The organism is Wolbachia endosymbiont (group A) of Eristalinus aeneus (assembly GCF_964026915.1).
In the GTDB taxonomy this organism is placed as follows: domain Bacteria; phylum Pseudomonadota; class Alphaproteobacteria; order Rickettsiales; family Anaplasmataceae; genus Wolbachia; species Wolbachia pipientis.
In genome coordinates, this window is the sequence record NZ_OZ034712.1 from 25989 (window position 1) to 45159 (window position 19171).

General features: G+C 33.7%; 19 protein-coding genes and 2 pseudogenes. 7 read left to right on the plus strand and 14 right to left on the minus strand.

What is annotated here, in order from left to right:
- Positions 1 to 17: 17 nt before the first annotated feature.
- The 4 genes from AAGD62_RS00135 to AAGD62_RS00150 all read right to left on the minus strand — a co-directional run bounded on the left by AAGD62_RS00135 (position 18) and on the right by AAGD62_RS00150 (position 3047).
- Complete coding sequence (locus AAGD62_RS00135; RefSeq protein ID WP_006279720.1) at positions 18 to 713, minus strand: inositol monophosphatase family protein; 696 nt, start codon at positions 711 to 713, stop codon at positions 18 to 20.
- Between the two features lie 8 nt (positions 714 to 721).
- On the minus strand, positions 722 to 1288 hold the full coding sequence (gene efp, locus AAGD62_RS00140; protein ID WP_006279719.1) for an elongation factor P: 567 nt from the start codon (positions 1286 to 1288) through the stop codon (positions 722 to 724).
- 62 nt (positions 1289 to 1350) lie between these two features.
- Positions 1351 to 1857, minus strand: a complete 507-nt coding sequence (gene rimM, locus AAGD62_RS00145) for a ribosome maturation factor RimM (protein WP_038250708.1) — start codon at positions 1855 to 1857, stop codon at positions 1351 to 1353.
- 14 nt (positions 1858 to 1871) lie between these two features.
- Complete coding sequence (locus AAGD62_RS00150) at positions 1872 to 3047, minus strand: aspartate aminotransferase family protein (RefSeq protein ID WP_155969393.1); 1176 nt, start codon at positions 3045 to 3047, stop codon at positions 1872 to 1874.
- 66 nt (positions 3048 to 3113) lie between these two features.
- Between AAGD62_RS00150 and AAGD62_RS00155 the strand changes: the two genes are divergently transcribed.
- From AAGD62_RS00155 to recF, 3 genes are all read left to right on the plus strand, one after another.
- Positions 3114 to 4541, plus strand: coding sequence for a sensor histidine kinase (locus AAGD62_RS00155; protein WP_155969395.1), 1428 nt, complete (start codon positions 3114 to 3116; stop codon positions 4539 to 4541).
- Positions 4542 to 4730: 189 nt separating this feature from the next.
- Positions 4731 to 5198, plus strand: a complete 468-nt coding sequence (bcp, locus tag AAGD62_RS00160; protein WP_341812733.1) for a thioredoxin-dependent thiol peroxidase — start codon at positions 4731 to 4733, stop codon at positions 5196 to 5198.
- A 16-nt stretch (positions 5199 to 5214) separates the two neighbouring features.
- Complete coding sequence (gene recF, locus AAGD62_RS00165; protein WP_155969397.1) at positions 5215 to 6312, plus strand: DNA replication/repair protein RecF; 1098 nt, start codon at positions 5215 to 5217, stop codon at positions 6310 to 6312.
- Between the two features lie 666 nt (positions 6313 to 6978).
- Here recF and AAGD62_RS00170 read toward each other — a convergent pair.
- The 3 genes from AAGD62_RS00170 to AAGD62_RS00180 are packed head-to-tail and all read right to left on the minus strand — an operon-like array spanning position 6979 to position 8126.
- Positions 6979 to 7278 (minus strand): TrbC/VirB2 family protein, encoded by a 300-nt coding sequence (locus AAGD62_RS00170; protein WP_155969399.1) that lies wholly within the window; start codon positions 7276 to 7278, stop codon positions 6979 to 6981.
- Complete coding sequence (locus tag AAGD62_RS00175; protein ID WP_155968340.1) at positions 7268 to 7759, minus strand: IS630 family transposase; 492 nt, start codon at positions 7757 to 7759, stop codon at positions 7268 to 7270. The genes AAGD62_RS00170 and AAGD62_RS00175 overlap by 11 nt, the downstream gene beginning before the upstream one ends.
- A gap of 19 nt (positions 7760 to 7778) precedes the next feature.
- The gene (locus AAGD62_RS00180; RefSeq protein ID WP_155968342.1) at positions 7779 to 8126 is read right to left on the minus strand and encodes an IS630 transposase-related protein; all 348 of its coding nucleotides are present in this window, start codon (positions 8124 to 8126) and stop codon (positions 7779 to 7781) included.
- 102 nt (positions 8127 to 8228) lie between these two features.
- Here AAGD62_RS00180 and AAGD62_RS00185 point away from each other — a divergent pair.
- Positions 8229 to 8591, plus strand: a pseudogene (locus AAGD62_RS00185) (IS4 family transposase); the annotation flags it as partial.
- A gap of 189 nt (positions 8592 to 8780) precedes the next feature.
- On the opposite strand, the gene AAGD62_RS00190 reads toward AAGD62_RS00185, so the two are convergent.
- The 6 genes from AAGD62_RS00190 to AAGD62_RS00215 form a co-directional block, all read right to left on the minus strand.
- Complete coding sequence (locus AAGD62_RS00190) at positions 8781 to 10031, minus strand: citrate synthase (protein ID WP_015589409.1); 1251 nt, start codon at positions 10029 to 10031, stop codon at positions 8781 to 8783.
- An 80-nt stretch (positions 10032 to 10111) separates the two neighbouring features.
- Positions 10112 to 10381: a 30S ribosomal protein S20 gene (gene rpsT / locus AAGD62_RS00195; RefSeq protein ID WP_012673338.1), complete on the minus strand. Its 270-nt coding sequence runs from the start codon at positions 10379 to 10381 to the stop codon at positions 10112 to 10114.
- Positions 10382 to 10432: 51 nt separating this feature from the next.
- Positions 10433 to 11158 (minus strand): lysophospholipid acyltransferase family protein, encoded by a 726-nt coding sequence (locus AAGD62_RS00200; protein WP_010963063.1) that lies wholly within the window; start codon positions 11156 to 11158, stop codon positions 10433 to 10435.
- A gap of 55 nt (positions 11159 to 11213) precedes the next feature.
- On the minus strand, positions 11214 to 12200 hold the full coding sequence (locus tag AAGD62_RS00205; RefSeq protein WP_341812734.1) for a tyrosine recombinase: 987 nt from the start codon (positions 12198 to 12200) through the stop codon (positions 11214 to 11216).
- Positions 12201 to 12565: 365 nt separating this feature from the next.
- Positions 12566 to 13201: a DnaA ATPase domain-containing protein gene (locus AAGD62_RS00210; protein WP_006280257.1), complete on the minus strand. Its 636-nt coding sequence runs from the start codon at positions 13199 to 13201 to the stop codon at positions 12566 to 12568.
- A 129-nt stretch (positions 13202 to 13330) separates the two neighbouring features.
- Positions 13331 to 14395, minus strand: a complete 1065-nt coding sequence (locus AAGD62_RS00215; RefSeq protein ID WP_155969287.1) for an AI-2E family transporter — start codon at positions 14393 to 14395, stop codon at positions 13331 to 13333.
- 263 nt (positions 14396 to 14658) lie between these two features.
- Here AAGD62_RS00215 and AAGD62_RS00220 point away from each other — a divergent pair, with 263 nt between their 5' ends.
- Complete coding sequence (locus AAGD62_RS00220) at positions 14659 to 15852, plus strand: bifunctional 2-C-methyl-D-erythritol 4-phosphate cytidylyltransferase/2-C-methyl-D-erythritol 2,4-cyclodiphosphate synthase (protein WP_155969285.1); 1194 nt, start codon at positions 14659 to 14661, stop codon at positions 15850 to 15852.
- A 958-nt stretch (positions 15853 to 16810) separates the two neighbouring features.
- Here AAGD62_RS00220 and AAGD62_RS00225 read toward each other — a convergent pair.
- The gene (locus tag AAGD62_RS00225) at positions 16811 to 17875 is read right to left on the minus strand and encodes a 5-(carboxyamino)imidazole ribonucleotide synthase (RefSeq protein WP_155969283.1); all 1065 of its coding nucleotides are present in this window, start codon (positions 17873 to 17875) and stop codon (positions 16811 to 16813) included.
- A gap of 99 nt (positions 17876 to 17974) precedes the next feature.
- On the opposite strand from AAGD62_RS00225, the gene apaG reads away from it, so the two are divergent.
- Together apaG and AAGD62_RS00235 are read left to right on the plus strand one after the other, a co-directional pair.
- Complete coding sequence (apaG, locus tag AAGD62_RS00230; protein WP_179951370.1) at positions 17975 to 18376, plus strand: Co2+/Mg2+ efflux protein ApaG; 402 nt, start codon at positions 17975 to 17977, stop codon at positions 18374 to 18376.
- 313 nt (positions 18377 to 18689) lie between these two features.
- Positions 18690 to 18935: pseudogene (locus AAGD62_RS00235) on the plus strand (PD-(D/E)XK nuclease family transposase); the annotation flags it as partial.
- Between the last annotated feature and the right edge of the window lie 236 nt (positions 18936 to 19171).

Sequence of the window (19171 nt, forward strand, 5' to 3'; positions counted from 1 at the left end):
AACATAAATTACTTTAGCTATAGTTTTATATCTCCAGCAATGATTAGCCCGTTGTCTTCCGTTAGCCTTCCACCGCTTTCTTGCAGAAAAAGTCTACCGAGCAAGGCTTTATATTTGTTAACTCCAGAGTAAATTATTCCACTGTGCCTTCCTGCCGCAAGGTATGCAAAGCCTAAAATTGTTGAACCTATGGAGCGTACATTACTATTGCCAGGCAGCAATTTATTTAACAAATTACCACTTACATCTATTAGACCCCCTTCACGGCTTTTCACTCGCATTTTTACATGACGAGATCTAAAATCCTCAAGAAAAGCACCTTTCTTTTCTTCTGCCCAAAAAGTTTCTCTAAGAGCCGGAGCATCAATTACAGCTGCCACAACTTTATTTTTATGAATGAGACAGACTGATACTGCAAAATAAACCATGCAACTAGAAAAGTTCTCCCTGCCCTCTATAGGCATAATAAACCAGGTATAAGTGTTATCTTTTACTTCTTGATCAGTATCATCTTCAAAAATAAAACCATAGTCTCGTTTGTAGTCGTGCAAGCAATCGTATATGGTTTGCTTGGATTTTGAATAAGTTTTATTAATAAAGTCTGCTGATTTAACATTAGAAATTTGCAATTCATTAAAATCGCGCATAAGCTGCTTGGAAGCATTACGCACAGAATCAAGCATCACATTAATTCGTGGTGATGAGAGGGACATTCTTCCTTTTACTCTTTCACTCTTTCATAATAGCTGTCACCTGGAGTATATACTACAATTTTATCCTCTTCTTTTATAAATTGAGGCACGTTAACGCGCATTCCGTTTTCCAAAATTGCAGGCTTATAAGAAGCAGTAGCAGTTTGTCCTTTAATAACAGACTCTGTTTCTTTCACAGCAAGTGTAACATAATCAGGCACATGCGCAGAAATTATTTTGTCTTGATAAGCTACAACTTTAATTTTCATGTTATCCTGTAAATAAATTTTTTTTTCTCCCAATAAGTCCAAATTTATAGTGATTTGCTCGTAATTACTTGGATGCATAAGATTTACAATGTTTCCTTCAGTGAAAAGGTAAACATATTCCTCTTCATCTAAAATTGCCCTTCTGATTGTTGCATCAGAACGAAATCTTTCATAGTGTTTTGCTCCGGTCTTGATATTTTTCATTTCAGCTTGTATGTATGCACCACCTTTACCAGGTTGAGTATGCATAATACCTACAACCAAAAATAATCCGCCGTTATGTTCCAACACCTGACCTGGTCTAATATCGTTAGCTCTTTCTGCCATAATTACATTTTCAGTTTGATCTTACAATTATAAATAGCTTTATATAAATATCAAAGTCTTTATTAGTCAATAAATTCTGGTATATTTAATACTATATACCTCCCCTTTATATTTATATGTGGAAATATCTCTTTAGTGAAAGACAGCATAATACGTTTTTTTGTGCTGATAACTAAAATTTCTAATATATCCCCTGAGCCGAAATTATACACAGATTTTACATAGCCATATAATTCATTACTTTTCAGCCTTACTTCCATATCTACAAGGTCACTTTGGTAAAATTCATCCTCATCATTTAGCTCTGGTAACTTGCTTCTTTCTATATATAGCTTCTTATTCCTTAAAAGCTCTGCTTCATTACGGGAATTTACTCCGCTTATTGTAGCTATTACTAAATTATCACCTATGACGGATACTGAGTCTATTTTATAATTCTCATCACCACTTATTAGCTTACCATATAAGAAGATATTTTCAGGCTTTTCAGTAAAGGTTTTTACTTTAACAGCTCCTTTAATTCCGTGAGGAGAGGTAATAATTCCTAAGCATACCAGATTGTCGTTCATATTAATGCAAGTATCTAATCAGAAGATTTCTCAGATAAATATTGAGTCAAAATCTCGATGCCTTCATCAATCTCTTTTTCAGTGATAATGAGTGGAGGTAAAATTCTCACAACGTTATCTGATGTTACCCCAACAGTAAGCAAGCCGCGATGACTTAACTCTTCTGCAAACTTTTGATTGTCTGCTTTCACTTTTATTCCAAGCATTAACCCTTTCCCTCTTACTTCCTCTATTATTGGAAATTTACTTGCTAAGTCTTCTAGTTTATTTTTTAAGTATTTACCTCTAATTTCAACATTTTTCAAAAAGCCGGGGCTGAGCAATTCTTCGAGCACAGCATTACCTACTGAGGTTGCAAGCGGATTGCCACCAAAAGTGGAACCGTGCATACCGACCGCCATATATTTAGCAGCATTTTCAGTCGCAAGACAAGCCCCTAGCGGAAACCCGCCGCCTATTCCCTTTGCAAGAGCACATATATCAGGTTCCACTCCTATATGTTCGTATGCAAATAATTTTCCTGTCCTGCCAGCACCGCATTGCACGCAATCAAAAAATAACAATATGTCATTTTCATCACACAGCTTTCTTAGTTCTTTCATAAAGACTTCATTCATTACTTTGATACCACCTTGCCCTTGTATTGGTTCTATTAATATAACGCCTATACCACTTGAAATTGCTTTCTTTACGCTCTCAATATTGGGCTCGATGTTATCACACCAATCAATGTAGGGATTTAGTAATTCAGAAAATTTCTGTTTATCGTTTGTAGCACAAGTTAAAAAGGTTCTTCCATGAAATGCACCATGGAATGTTAAAATTCTGTGACGATTTTTATTGCCTTTTCCATTTTGATAGATCCTAGCAATCTTAAGCCCACATTCTACTGCCTCTGATCCAGAATTTGAGAAAAATACAGTGTCAGCGAAACTGTTGTTTATTAATTTTTCTGCAAAATTATTGGCAGCAGGTATATTATAGGTATTTGATATATGCCATAATTTTTCTCCTTGCAATTTAAGAGCACTAATTAATCGCGAATTAGTGTGACCTAAGCTACTAACGGCTATTCCGGAGTGAAAATCTACGTAGCGCTCACCATCAACATCATATAGGTAGATACCTTTGCCATGAGAAAAATTTATATTAACAGGAGAATAAACTGGCAAAATAGGAGAAATTGTCATAAAATATTATATGCTAAATTTTATTATTAATAACATAAAAGCCGTTGTTTCGCAATGAGTAAGGATATGTATAAGATAGGTAAATTAATGTTTTCTGCACTGGGGAGAAACAAATACACAAAAGTTATCGCATTATTCTCATCAATTTTTATGATTTTATTCAGTGTGATATATTGTAATCATTTACTAAGGAGTAATTTCCTTTCTTCTTACCGTGATTCAAGTGTAAACTTAAAAAGCGTACTGGAAAATGGCATAATAAAAAAATACCATTATTTACTAATAGAAAAGCATCACATTAAATACAAAAATTTTGACTACATAAACCAACTAGTAAAACTACGTGCTGAATTATTACAATCAGTGAGCAAAGTAAAGGATTTCAGCTTAATACTGTATGATCAAAACGGCAGAATAATATTCAGTAATTTTAACACTCAAGATTATGATTATGAACAGTTACTTACAAACGATGAAATTGATAAACTATTAAGTAACCAAGAAATATTTTATACTACAGGAAATACATTAACTTCTATTTTCCCTATATTCCATGAAAATAGCGTTAAACCGTCGTTTTTTTTGAAGATTCTTCGAAACTACAATAATTCTTATGTTATAGCATATGGCCTGTTTTTAACATTTTTGGGCCTATTATTAATAATCTTAATATTAATAATGTTCTATTTGCACTTTTCTAATACCCAAATGCTAGCCAAGCAACATAAAACTAACATTGAATTACAGCAGATAAAAGAGACATTAGAGCAAGAAAATGCAAACAAGCTAAAGTTTTTTGCAAGCGTTACACATGAATTACGCACACCTCTTAATGCTATTATTGGATTTGCGGAGTTGATCAAAAATAAAACTTTAGGTTCAATGGATAATTCTCAATACAAGGAGTATGCAGACGATATATATAATGCAGGAACACACTTACTTACCTTAATTAATGATGTGCTCGATTTTTCTAAAGCTGAATCAAGTAGTTTAACAGTAGAAAAAGTGAAGTTTAACCTGAACAAAATAATGGATTCATGCGTAAATATGCTATTACCTAAATTAAAAGAAGCCGGGATTAATTTAAAAAAAGAGATGACTAATAAACAATTATTAGTCATTGCAGATCCCAAGAGAATGAAACAAGTTATAATAAATTTATTATCAAACTCAATCAAGTTTACTCCCAAAGATGGTTTAATAAGAATGGTGATAAAAGAAAATATAGAAAAAAACTTATTAACTATTGAGTTTCATGACAATGGAATAGGAATAATGCAGCAGGACATATATAAAGTTATGTCTGTTTTTGGCCAAGCAGATTCGGGGTATAGAAACGAAGGTACGGGCATCGGATTGCCGCTAAGCAAGAAATTAGTAGAGTTAATGGGTGGAACTTTTGACATTAAAAGTGAAGCAAAACTTGGTACTACGATAACATTGAACTTCTTTTATGAAGAACAAACATGTGAAGATTCGATTGATTTTTAATAGGATCTATTTGATATGGCCTTACATCAGACGAAAACCACACTTTATCAAAAGCGGCAAGCCGAGAAGGTAGGCAGAAATTCATCAATAAGCCCCCATCAAGAATCTTATCTGTTAGCTATATATAAAATTTGATACTCTGACTACAATATACTACTATAGATAGAAGTGTTATTAATGGAGCAAGGTATGGAATTAGCAGTAGGAAATAATGCACCCGATTTTAGCTTACCAACAGATTCTGGTGAAAATTTACCACTGAGTGAATTTTTTGATAAAAAAAATGTAGTTCTTTATTTTTATCCTAAAGACGATACTCCGGGTTGTACAATGGAGGCAAAAGGCTTTAGAGATAAAATAGATGATTTTTCTTTCCTTGACACAGTGATAATTGGTGTATCAAAAGATAGTGTTAGATGTCACACTAACTTCAAAGCAAAATATTCTCTGCCGTTTTCTTTAGTTTCTGATGAGAATGCTGAAATGTTGGGAAAATATGGTGTTTGGGTAGAGAAAAGTATGTTTGGCAAAAAGTATATGGGAATAGAACGCACTACTTTTTTAATAGATAAAAAAGGTAAAATAGTGAAGATCTGGAAAAATGTAAAAGTTAGTGGACATGTTGATGAGGTTCTGGAAGAAGTAAAGAGAATATAAACTAAAGAATAGGTTAATGGCTACCCATTGCTACATAAAAAAGCTGAAATTACATAATTTTCGTAGCCACTCAAACTTTGAACTGGATTCAGATGATAGCTCAGTTGTAATAACTGGCAAAAACGGTATTGGTAAAACTAATATACTTGAAGCAATCTCGTTGCTTGCTAAAAGCAATGGAATGAAAAAAGCAAAAGCCAGTGAGATACAAAATAGATTCAGTAATGAAGATTGGGCAGTGCACTATGATTTTTTTAATGGAACAGATTTTAATTCAATTGGTATCGCAAAGAGTTTTGATAAGAAACTAATACAAATTGATGGAAAAACGCAATCAAGTTATTCATCTCTGTATAAGATATCCAATGTAATATGGCTGATTCCACAAATGGACTATGTTCTTCTTAATTCTCCAAGTGACAGATTAAAATTTTTAGACCGTATAGTCTCACTGTTTGAGGAAAATTACACTTGCTGCTACATGAAACACAGAAAAGCTAAACGTGAGCGAAGTAAACTGTTGAGAGAGAACACCTTGGACGAAAATTGGCTCTCTAGTCTTGAAAACATAATGGCTGTTAATGCAGTTAGTATTTTACGTATGCGATCGTCTGTTTTAAAAATATTACAAGACACAATTGATAACCATTCCAGTGAGCTTTTTCCAAAGGCAAGTTTGAAATTCAGCAGCCAGCTAACTTTGAACGATACTGCAGAATATTTTCAGAATCGTCTAAAGGAAAACAGAGAAAAAGACTCATTGACTGGTAGAGTAACCTTTGGTGTGCATAACGATAATTTTCGGGTTTTTTGTCAAAAAAGAAACGTACCAATAAATCTGTGCTCCACTGGAGAACAAAAGTTATTACTGCTTTCTATTATTTTATCCAGTGTAAAAGCAAGGTGTATTCATTACAATAAGGCACCACTTCTTCTGCTTGACGATATAATGTCTCATCTGGATAAACATTACAGAAAGGCGTTAATAGAGGAAATGTTAAGTATTCAATGTCAAACTTGGATAACTGATGTAAATCAAGATAATTTCAATAGCTATCTTTATTCTTTCAAGTTTTTTGAATTATCAAATGAATTAAATGCAAAACTTCCTTGACAAACCTCGCCAGCCCCCTTATCATGATACTGAAGGTATTCAGTTATCTTCATCTGTGCAGATTAAACAGCAAGAAAACAACGTAGTTGGCGTCTTATTTTTAATTTTTTACACTATGTGCACCTTATGTCTTCACAACATTTCTGGGTTTTTACCTATATAAGCTGAAACGCGCTTGTAAGTCGTTTAAGACAGTATAGTACGCCAATTTTGCAGGATTAGAGAGTGACAACTAGCTAACACGGGGTTTCTTTTGCCTTTTTTTCTGCTTAGTAAATTTCTTAAACATTCAAACTAAGGTGAGTTGCATTCAAAAGCAGCTAAATTGCAGTGTTTAAGACTTAAAAAACGCCAATACTGAAAATAGACAATGACCAGGGCTTCTTTTGCCTTTTTTTTTATTTGGTAAATTTCTTAATATTCATAGCTAAACGACAACCGTTATTCCGCTGCTTGTTAGCGGCTGAGATACCGCGAATGAATCGCGGTATGACGGTATGCGGCGGCATGACGATAAGCCTTGTCATTCCAGCGCGTGACGCTGGAATCTAAACTTTAACTGATATGATTACAGAAAGAGAATTTATTAGGTATTCATAGACACTGAAAGTGGTCAGCTTGACCACTTTCAAGTAAAGAAAACTACGTTTGTGCCTCCAATAATTTCTATTGCTTATTCGTTACTACACCGTCTTTACAAATCACACCTCCTGGTGTTATTTTTGAAACGACTACAGGAGCGCCAAAAAACACAGCAGTAAATGCACCGAGTGCAAAAAGCGCTGGCCATGGCATTCTGCCAAATATCGCAAGCAAAGCTGCACCAATTATCACTATTGTGATCATCGGCCCACCTATGCCATGAGTATAGCCTATTATCTTGCATATCACTGATGATGTTGTATCACTTTCATCAACAAAAACGGTGTTGGTGGTGCCACCACTATAGTATTTTCTAAAATGAATGATAAATTTCCATTATGGTATTACCAACCAAAAGTTGTAAGTCTGTATATTTATGCATTAAAGGTCTGAGGCGGCTTTTGATGGTATTCCAACAATGCTCTATAGGGTTCAAATCTGGTGAATATGTTGGTAGATAGAGCAAACGGCATCTAGCATTATCTATTAACTCCTTTGTTTTGGGAGTTTTATGGAATGTGGCATTGTCCATAACTATTGTAGTACCATGTGGCAATTTAGGTAATAACATCTTCTCTAACCATGTATTGAATACCTCTTTGTCACACCCACCTTTGAAAGTCATTGGTGCAATAAATCTCTTTCCAATCCACCCGCCTATTATACTGATTCTCTCTCGTTTTCTTCCTGGAATATCTGCATAAATTTTCTTTCCTATTGGAGCACGTCCATACTCTCGGTATAACCTATTATCAACTCCTGCTTCATCTATATATAAGATGCTGGAATGGTCTATTTTTGAGATTTTATCGGTAAATCGCTGCCTATCTTCTTGATTGCGCTCTTGATATAGTGTAACTTTTTTTTAAAGTAATTCTTAGCTGTTTCAGCCTATACCAAATTGAATTTATTCCAAATCCAAGATTTTGTTTCATCTCTGCCAGCGTATGATCTGGATTCTTTTTAACATATTCTTCGAGTATTTTTGGGTCTATTTTTCGAATAAAGCTGCCGTTTTTCGATGGCCTTAGGCTTTCACCAGCGGCTTTCTTTCTTAACCAGCGGTACAGAGTTGCTATTCCTATCTCCAAAAGCTCTGCCACCTCAACCTTTGACTTCCCTTTTTCTATCATCGATACTGCCCTTTCCCTTAAATCCACACTATACGCCATTATAACTCAAATAGCTTATTATACCTTTATCATTTACTTTGGGAAGTACTATAGTGCTGACATTAGCCAACTGAGAAACAGAGTTTTTGATCGAGACTTTGGAGCAAAGCTTATGTGTTAAGGTGGCACATAGAGGAAACGACTCAAAGTAGGAGCAGAGTTAGAGAATTTTTCTGGAGAGGCTGTATTACAAGAATTTTGGGCAAACTTGGTCATGTGCAATATATTATCGCTTCATATGTGTGATGCACAAGGGCCTTGGAACCCAGATCAAATTACTGAGTATCGTTTAAATTTTTCAGTTTTATTTGGTGTAATGAGGCAGAAACTCTATCAGGTACTTATTGCGCCAAAAAACTTTCAAGCCCTTTTTAAGTATACGCGCTAAAGTTAAAATCCGACCAGGACAGCCGCGATAAGGTAGATAAGCCCAAACGCCATCATGTCTTTAGGAGAGTTTGCTAATGGAGGCTCTTAAGTTGACGCCATTGGCTGAACGGATACGGAATGACACCATCCTTTTTTCTGGATTCCAGACTGGAATGACACCTCTGGACACTTCCGTCGTAAAGGAACCAGTGTCAGCTACTCGGATGACACCTTTTTTCTACTTAGTTTGGGTTATGCAAGAAGTCTAATGAAGTGAAAATAAATTTATTTACCAAAATAGAGTTGCCTTGGTCTACAGATCTTAGTTTCTTTATCATTTATCATTTCATACCACTGAGTAACCCAACCAGTGGTTCTTGCAAGTGCAAAAATAGGCGTGAACATATTTGAGGGGATATCAATAGCATTCATTATTATACCTGAGTAAAAATCAACATTTGGATATAACTTACGCACGATAAAATATTCATCCTTTAAAGCTATTTCTTCAAGTTTTTTTGCAATTTTAAGCAGTTCATTATTTTGTTCTAGTTTACTTAGAACCTCATGGCAAGCGCCTTTCAATATACGCGCGCGCGGATCATAATTTTTATAAACACGATGTCCAAATCCCATCAATTTAAATGGATCTTTATCATCTTTAGCTTTTTCGATGAATTTATCTATATCTCCACTTTGCTCTATCTCTTTTAGCATATTTATAACTGCCTCATTAGCTCCACCATGTGCTGGTCCCCAAAGTGTAGCAACTCCTGCAGAGAGGCTTGCAAACAGATTAGAACCAGCCGATCCCACCAATCTGACAGCCGCCGTAGAAGCATTCTGTTCATGATCAGCATGGAGAGTAAATATTTTATCCAGAGCTTTTGCAAAAAGGGCGCTTTTATCATTATCAACAGCATCGCCAAATATCATCTTTAAGAAATTTTCACTGTAACTTAATTCATTGTTAGCATTTATGAATTCCTGATTGTTGATATGCCTATAAATCATTGCAATAATTGTGGAAACTTGCGCTATTGCAGAAATTCCAAAATCTAGGTCTTCACCATTGACATTGTTGCCATGCTTTTCATGATAAGATGCTGACAAACTTGCAAAACATGCAACTAAGATTGACATAGGGTGAGCAGTTTTTGGAAATGCTTTAATTACATTTGTAACTTGCTCTGATACTTTGGATGATTCTTGTATTTTGAGAAGAAATTTTTTGTGTTGCTCTGAACTGGGTAATTCACCATAGAGCAATAAATAAATCACAGCAGTAAAATTATTATTCTCTGCCAAATCAGCTATATTATGTCCCCTATATTTAAGAACTCCTTCATCTCCATCAATGAATGTAATTGTAGAAGAGCATGAAGCTGTAGAAACAAACCCTGGATCGTAAGTGAATAATCCTGTCATCTTATATAAATCCTTGATATTTAACACATCAGGACCTGTTGTTCCGCTTAATACAGGTAGCTCGATTTTTAATCCATTACTTAGTTCTAATAGCACTTTTTTATCCATCACTTAAGCTACTTAAATTTTATACAGAATATACAAACTGAGGAGTATATATTAATACAGTTAACTTTACATTAACCGTATTAAGCGGTCATCAATGCTTTTACTTTTGCATTTAAGCGACTTATTTTACGCGCAGCAGTATTCCTATGAATAACACCTTTATTCACACACTTGTGTAAATTAGATTCAGCATTCCGAAATGCCAGAACAACATTTTCTTTGTCGCCAGACTTGATTATATCAACCAATTTTCTAATAGAGGTGCGAGTTTTACTTTTCCGCATCTTATTTATTAAAGTGCGCTTTGCTATTACCTTTATCATTTTTTTAGCACTCTTATGATTTGCCATATATTAATACCTAAAATACTGTACTTTTCTTTTAATTATAAAGTTTTTTTGTTAATTTGCAATATCAGTTTTTCCTATGGTTAATCTACTGCTTCTCTCTTCAATAATTTTTTCTAAACTTTGCAAGAATTCATTTTTGTTTAACCCAGGATATATTGGGGGCAATATTTCTATTACTGCCTTTCCGGGATTCTTTCTCAGAGAAAGTATGCTTTTTGGCCAAAACAAACCAGTGTTTAAAGCAACCGGTAACACAGGAACAGATAATACGCTATATAAAGCAGCAATACCTGGTTGATATTTTATATTTTGGTTTATAGTTGTTCTTGTACCTTCAGGAAATATTATTATGCTTCTATTTTCTTTTATACGCATTTTTGCTAGTTTGATTATATGGCGTATAGAACTGATACCATCTGAACGGTTAATAAAAATCATTTTCAGCGCTATAAGATGCAAACCAATGAATGGAATCCATTTCAATTCACGTTTTAAAATAAAAACCGCTTTTCTAAATAGTAGTATAAAAATAAATGTTTCAAATGGAGATTGGTGTTTAGATGCAATGATAAAAGGTTGCTTAGGGATGTTTTCCATTCCCCTCACTTCATATTTAATGCCACATAATAAACGCAGCATGAATAATACAACTCTCACCGAACAGACGAGGAAAATGGTTATTACACACTCAGAAAAGAAAATTACAGGGAGAGTAATGAAAGTATAGAATACCTCCCATAATATAAGAAAGAAATTAAACAATAAACTTGAAATCACAAACTCACATAAATTTATTTAAATTTAACTTTATTACAAATTAAAAACAATAAATTTAATTATTGATCATCTGAGTAATAGGATGCGAATCAGCTAATTTGTCCTTTAACTTTTCGTTAGCAATATGAGTATATATTTGTGTTGTAGAAAGGTTAGTATGGCCAAGAACTTTCTGTATCAACACAATATTTGCTCCGCTATTTAGTAGATGGGTAGCAAAAGAATGCCTAATCACGTGTGGAGAGATCTTATTTTCATCAATATTGCATTTTCTTGCCAACTCCTTCATTAATTGACCGACCCTCTGCCTTGTAATTGGTTTATTAGGTTTATCACCTGGGAATAGCCAATCGGATTCCTTTTCTTTAGAGATCAGATTATCACGAACTGATAAATAATTTCTAAGGCTCTGCAATGCTTGTTCATTAAAAAGAATTTGCCTCTCTCTACCACTTTTTCCTTTTATTATTATATAGCATTCTTTGTTATTACTGTTTATTAAATGTGACACTTCACATAATTTCATACTAATTAGTTCAGAAACACGCATTCCAGAAGAGTAAAGGATATCTAAAATCGCACATAGCCTTTTACTGCTTATCTCTTTATTCGATTCGCTTGCTGATTTTCTCACTGTGTCCATTAGCAAAAATATTTCTTCGACACTTAAATACTTAGGCAAAGGACGAGAAACTTTTGGATTCTTTAATTCAGCATCATTAGCCGGCGCTGGATTAAAATCTATTATTCCGTCATTAAATAGACACTTGTAAAAATTTTTCATAGCGGATATTTTTCTTGATATAGAGCTACTTTTATATTTTTTTTTTGTACATAAAGATTTCACATAATCTTTAATATTGGTTTTGTTTACACCAACCAAGGTAGTGCCGCTTTCCAATAAAAATTCTTCAAACTGGTGTAAATCCGAACGATAACTTTCCAGAGTATTTTGTGCAGCGGACCTCTCTGAAGCTAAAGCATCTATGTAATATGTTATGTAAAGATTTTCTTTTTTATTTTGCGACTGTTTATTTTTCATTATCAGTTCCTATATTTATTTCTTTGGCTATAATTTGATTAGAAGTGTTCCCTGTGTTTCTTATGAGAAAATATGAGACAAATAAAGCATTTATCAATAGAGTGAACATCACAAACTTTTGCTTTAACCTTTTTCTTAAATTTAATCTTACTCTTATCATAGTTAAATTATAACGTTAAATCTATAAAAAACACCTTATAAAGTGAGCTCTACTATAAATATAGAATACTTCTTAGCTGTATCTATCTATATTTATTATAACATAACATTGATTATAATTCTAACATGGACAGATAGAGATTCCAATTACGTTAGTGTTATGGGTGTTAATAAATTTTTAATATACACCTTTACAAAAGAAGAAATCAAATGGCATCTTTTTTTAATAAAGTGCTAATAAAAGGAACGGTCACATTTGACCCTATAGATTCATTATCTATCTTTTCTATAATTTTATCAATGCTATAGAAAGAACGTTCTATTCTTGCTAAAATATAATTAATCACTTTTAAATCAATTTTTAACTGTTTATCTGAAAATCGTTTTATTAGCATAATTCTTAATAATTCCTCGCTTGCAGGCAAAATTTTTACGCTGATAGTTGATAATATTCGAGAACTTAAATCTCTTAGTTTGAAGTTAAGCTTTTTTGGTGAAATTGAAGAAGTGATTAGCAGCCTCTTGTCGTTTTCTTTCATGTAATTGTAACAATGTAATAACATTGCTTCATCTTTAATGTTTTGTACGTCTTCTAAAATAAAAGCATCGCTATACCTAATCTCGCTTACGAAGTTATTCACATTGATAAAGATTGCATCGTTTATTGATTGCCAAATATGAGCAAGATGAGTTTTACCGGAGCTTTTAGGTCCAAAAAGAATCAGACATTTCCAAGATAAATCATTAACTACCGAATTATATACGTGCTTATTTTCATCTAAGATGATGTAATTTTGCCGGCTATAATCAGCTTGATTGTTGTTAAATAAATTTAATTGCACGTTAAGCCTCTTACGTAACCTCTTTCTGGTAGTAATTTTTGCGCAAAAATTTACTTACGCTCCTAAAATATCTCAGGTATTCTGGGCTCATTTCTCCTCTTACCATAAATTGATTATGCAAAAGGTCTGTTAGCCGTTTTTATAAAGCTCACTTTTAAAATATTTATTGATTGCATATTCTACTGATACATTGAACATTGCTATTATTGGAATAAAAAGTAATATACCTATAAATCCAAAATATGAAGCGCATATAGTAATTCCCAGAATAATTACAGTTGGATGTATATGAACTTTTTTTCCTATTAATAAAGGAACTAATATGTTTGAATCTATTAATTGTCCAACACCAAATAATAGCAAAACGGCAGCACTTTCAAACCATCCACTAAATTGAGTGATAGCGCTCAAAAACCCAATAATGGTATATAATAATGGCCCTACGTAAGGTATGAACGTTAACATTCCTGATAAAATTCCAATAACAATAGAGTGTTCCAATCCGATTATGCTCAGACTCACAGAGTAAAAGACCATCATGACAATACATACATTTACCTGCCCCTTTAGATAATTAGATATAATGAAATCCACTTTGGAAAAATAATCTGCAATTTTTCCTCTGTAAGGAATAGGGATTAATTTACTAGCTTTTTCTATAATTAAAGGCCAATCACGTAATATATAGAAAAACACTACAGGAGTAATCACCATTAATGATACCGTGTTAAAGCTTGAACTTAACACTTGGATTATAAAGTTACTAGCAATATCAAGAGCATTCATGAAATAAGATACATAGTTGCTGTAATTTTCTGCTAGATTTTTAGATAAATGATCAAATAAGCTATCCTCGATTTTCATATTAAGAAATTCTAATACAGAGGGGATTACTTGAAGCTTTAATGAAGGCACTTTACTCACTAAGAAATTTAATATTGAAGTAATTTGAACATATATAATAGGTAAAACAAATGTTATGACTAGTATAAAAGCTATTAATAAAATAAGTATTATAAAAATTACAGAACATGAACGTGGTATTCTATACTTTTCAAACTTGACTACTAGCGGATTAAACAAATATGCAATAATAATAGATATTAAACATGGAAAAATCATAGGACGCATCAGGAATAACATCCCTATTATAAAAAGCAGTATGAAACAAATAGTTATATGACGTTTTTGCATGTGTTTAGCATAGCTAATTTACTGAAAAATATGCAATTTATTTTTCCTATGTTGAAAGTATTTTACGATTTGTAATACTATCGTTTTTTACTAAAATTTAGTTGTTTAATCCACAGGCAAAGATAGATTTTGAGCTCTCTAAATATCTCTTTTGCTATTATAATTATGCTAGTTAATAGGGGAAGTAACTTTTATATGATGTCAGAAATTTTATTTTTCGGAAAGAATCTTGGATAGAGAGGAAAGCTTCTACAAAAAGAAATATGTGCGCTAAGAAATACAAAATAGCAGCATTAATAGTTGCAGCGGGAGTAGGCAGTAGATGCAATTCTACGATTCCTAAGCAATATATAAAACTGGCAGGTAAATCTGTTTTATTTCATACAATTAAAAGATTTCTGGCTAACCAATATATAGATTACATAAGAATAGCAATTAATAGAGACCATGAAAGTTTCTATGAGAAAGCTATATCACTAATTACAGACACTAAATTACTAAGCCCTGTATACGGAGGAGAAAACAGGCAAAGTTCAGTTAAACTAGGGCTTGAAAGCTTACAAAAAGTTAACCCAGATTTTGTAGTTATACACGATGCTTGTAGGCCTTTTGTGTCAGATGTTCTGATAGATAACTTGGTTGAATCTATGATTAATGATCAATATACAGGAGTAGTTCCAGCAATAGAAGTTGAAGACACTATGTCATTGGTGAGTAATAGTTTTATTGAATCTACGATTTCAAGAGGAAAGCTCAGAGCCATACAAACCCCTCAAATTTTTAATTTCAAAGAATTATTATCATGCCATCAATCAGTCAAAGAATTTACTGACGATTCATCACTAATGGTAGAGCACAAAAAACATGTTGCGATTATTAAAGGTGAGAAAAGCAATTTTAAGTTAACCACAAAAGAGGATATCAATATGGCAAAGCTTCTTTTTGAAGAGCCAAAATTTCGTGTCGGAGCCGGTTATGATATACATAAGTTCATTAAAGTTCAAAATGGTGCTGAAAGCTTTATAAAAATTTGCGGTGTGAAAATTGAACACAACATGGCAATAGAAGCGCACTCTGATGGTGATGTTGCAATACATGCAATCGTTGATGCAATACTCGGAGCACTGGGATGTGGCGACATAGGAGAGCACTTTCCTCCTAGTTCCTCTGAATGGAAAGATTGCAATTCATCTCACTTTCTTGACTTTGCTGCTAAAAAAGCAAAAGAAAAAGGGTACAGCGTGTCTAATTTAGATATTACTATAGTTTGTGAAGAGCCTAAAATATCGCCTTACAAAGTAGAAATGAAGAAATTCATATCAAAAGCATTAGAAATTGATGATGAATTTGTAAATATCAAAGCAACCACTGCAGAGAAATTAGGTTATATTGGAAGAAATGAAGGAATAGCAGTGCATGCTTCTGTGTTATTGCATACAAACTTTTATTGGAAATAGAAACGAAAAAACTTACTTGACACCCTTCGCCAGCCCCCTTATCATGAAACTGAAGCTATTTATTTATCTTCTCTGTACAGATTAAATGACAAAAAAACTCAACGTATTTGGCGTCTCATGTTTAATTTTTTGCACTATGTGCACCTTATGTCTTTATCAAATTTCTAGCTATACAAGCTAAAATGCGCTTATAAAGCATTTAAAACATCAAAAAACGCCAACTTAAAAAATGGATAGTGAGTAATTAGCTACCCTAGGTTTTCTTTGCCTTTTTTTCTGTTTAGTAAATTTCTTAATGTTTATAATTTAGATTAGTTGCGGCTTAAAAGCAGATGAATCGCGGTTATTAAACGTTTAGAATAAAAAAACGCCATACTTGAAAGTATAATGTAAGTAACTAGCCAACCACGGGGCTTCTTTTGCCTTTTTTTTCGTTTGGTAAATTTCTTAAACATTTATGGCTAAACGACAACCGTCATCCCGCTACTTGTTAGCGGGATCTAGAGATACCGCGGCGGCATGACGTAGGACTGCTGTCATTCAAGTAGCTGACGCTGGAATCCAGCCTTGCTGTAATCTCATCAAGAACGTTGTGTTTTAACATAAGATCAGCCACTTTTATGCTTACCAACTTAATAAAATTCCTGGATCCAAGTAGTCAGGCTACTCGGATGACACCTTCATAAAGTGAAATGAGATCCCGCTAACAAGCAGCGGGATGACGAGAAAGGGGCTACTCGGATGACACCCTCATAAAGTAAAATGAGATCCCGCTAACAAGCAGCGGAATGACGGGAAAAGAGGTGCTGGGATGACACCTTCACAAAGTGAAATGAGATCCCGCTAACAAGCAGAGGGATGACGGGAAAAGAGGTGCTAGAATGACACCGTTTACTATGTAACATCTCATCATATCACAATGTTCGTACAGTTGTGGCGGTATGACGTAGAAAAACTGTTAACTTAAATCTATATTGACATGTCCCATTTTACGCTTATCCCTAACCTCTTTTTTCCCATATATGGTTAAACTAGCTTTTTCGTTGCTCAAATACTTATGAGAATCATATATATCATTACCTATTATATTTTTCGTCATACAAGGAAAGCGTAATACTACTTCCTGCATAGGTAACCCGCATATTATCCTAACTAGCTGTTCAAATTGACTAACGTTACATGCATCCAAGCTCCAGTGGCAAGAATTGTGAGGTCTGGGAGCTAGTTCATTAACTAACAATTCGTTATCCTTAGTAACAAAAAATTCAATAGCCAGAATTCCTATTACATCAAGCGCATTTGCTATTTTCTTTGCAGCTCGTTGTACCTCTTGAGTTAATTTACTATCTATTTTAGCTGGCACTGTTGAAGTATCAAGTATTCCATCAACGTGGTAATTTTCTGCTATAGGAAAAAAAGCTACTTTACCGTTTTTATCTCTTGCAACGACTATTGAAACCTCTTTCAGTAGATCAACACTTGCTTCAAGAATGTACTCTGTATTCCAATCAAAGGAAGCAAATTGCTTCACTTCAGAATCATTCTCAAGCACATATTGCCCTTTTCCATCATAACCCATTTCTGTTGTTTTCAGCCTTGTTGGATAGCCAAAAGCTCTACTGCTTTTCAGTAGCTCATTATAATTTTGTATACTTTTGTATTTAGCAGTTTTTATACTCAAGCTTCTAATGAAATCTTTCTCTCTAAGCCTATTTTGCGCAATGTGTAACGCTTTTTTACCCGGATAAAAATTTACATCGATATCAATTGCACTACATGGAATATTTTCAGACTCAATAGTGACCAAATCCACACTCTGTGCAAAAGATTCAAGCGCTTTCTTATCAGAGAAATCTGCTATTGTGAAATCATCAGCAACAGAGCAAGCCGGATCGTCTTTAGCACTGGCAAAAACATGTATTTTTTGTCCAAGTTTTGTTGCAGCGATAGCAGTCATTTTACCTAATTGTCCACCACCTATTATTCCTATTACTTTTTTGCTCAGCGCATCTGGTTCATTCATACTATAAATTGATATTTCCTAATTAAAGTATACTTGAAAAATCTATGAAAAAAGCATATAATTAGAATATTATCTTTTTATCATGAATATTCTATAATGATTCTAGAATACACATTGACTACCAACTTTGTTGAAGTTACAGTTTTACCAATTTACATTGAAGAGCAATCCATTCCTTATGAAAATTGCTATGTATGGATGTATAACGTTAAGATAAAAAACAAAAGCCAATCAACTATTCAATTGTTAAGTCGTCATTGGCAAATAATAGATTATAAGGGCAAAGTAAATGAAATTGCCGGAGTTGGTGTTATCGGAGAACAGCCTGTGATAAAATCTGGAGAGGTATTTAAATACACAAGTGGAACATACTTAAATGTACCGTCAGGAATAATGCAGGGTAAGTATGAATTTCTGAATGAAGAAAGCATAAAAGTTTTTGAAGTTATGATACCACCCTTTTCTTTGGATAGTCCATACATCAAAACTAGACCCCATTAACTATCAAAATAGTTTGTTTGTAACTGCTCACTATTAGACTGCATTCTGTGATTTTTAGCAAAACACGATCTTTCATTTGAGCTTTCTTCAATTTAAAATAAATACAGAAAATTGCTGCCTATAGCTAAACTGACTTACGACAATTTGAAAAACTGTCATCCCGCTACTTGTTAGCGGGATCTATGCTAAGATACCGCGAATGAATCACGGTTCGTGGCGGTTATGACGTGTTAGCTATAGCTATCTTCAAAAATATGGTTGAATAATTGTTAATAATAGTGTATAATTATTAATATTTTTAAGCACTTTGGCTATGGCTCTTTCAAAGTTTCTCGATCCTCGCAATGATTTGTGTTTCAAAAAAATCTTTGGAACGGAAAAAAATAAGAATATCCTTATCCACTTTTTGAACGATATTTTAGGGTTTACTGAGATAAATGCAATACAAGAAGTTGAATTCTTAAGTACTATTATGGATCCCGAAGTTGCCTCTGATAAACAAAGTATTGTTGATGTTCTCTGCAAGGATTCTCACGGAAATAGATATATAGCAGAAATGGTGCGACCTGAAAGTCTTCGGTCATATTGTTTAAAAGGAGAGGAATTCATTCAGAAAGAAACTGAAAGGATTCTAAAACTTATTAAACCAGATGTTTTGCCATCTGAGTCTACGCATCAGTGCGAATCGGGCAACCGGTTGGTGCCAAGCGATGCGGACAATGAACCTCCTCTTGAAAAAGAAGATGCTCAATCGTGAGAGAGGCATAAACTGCAAGCATCATGTGGTTGGAGGGC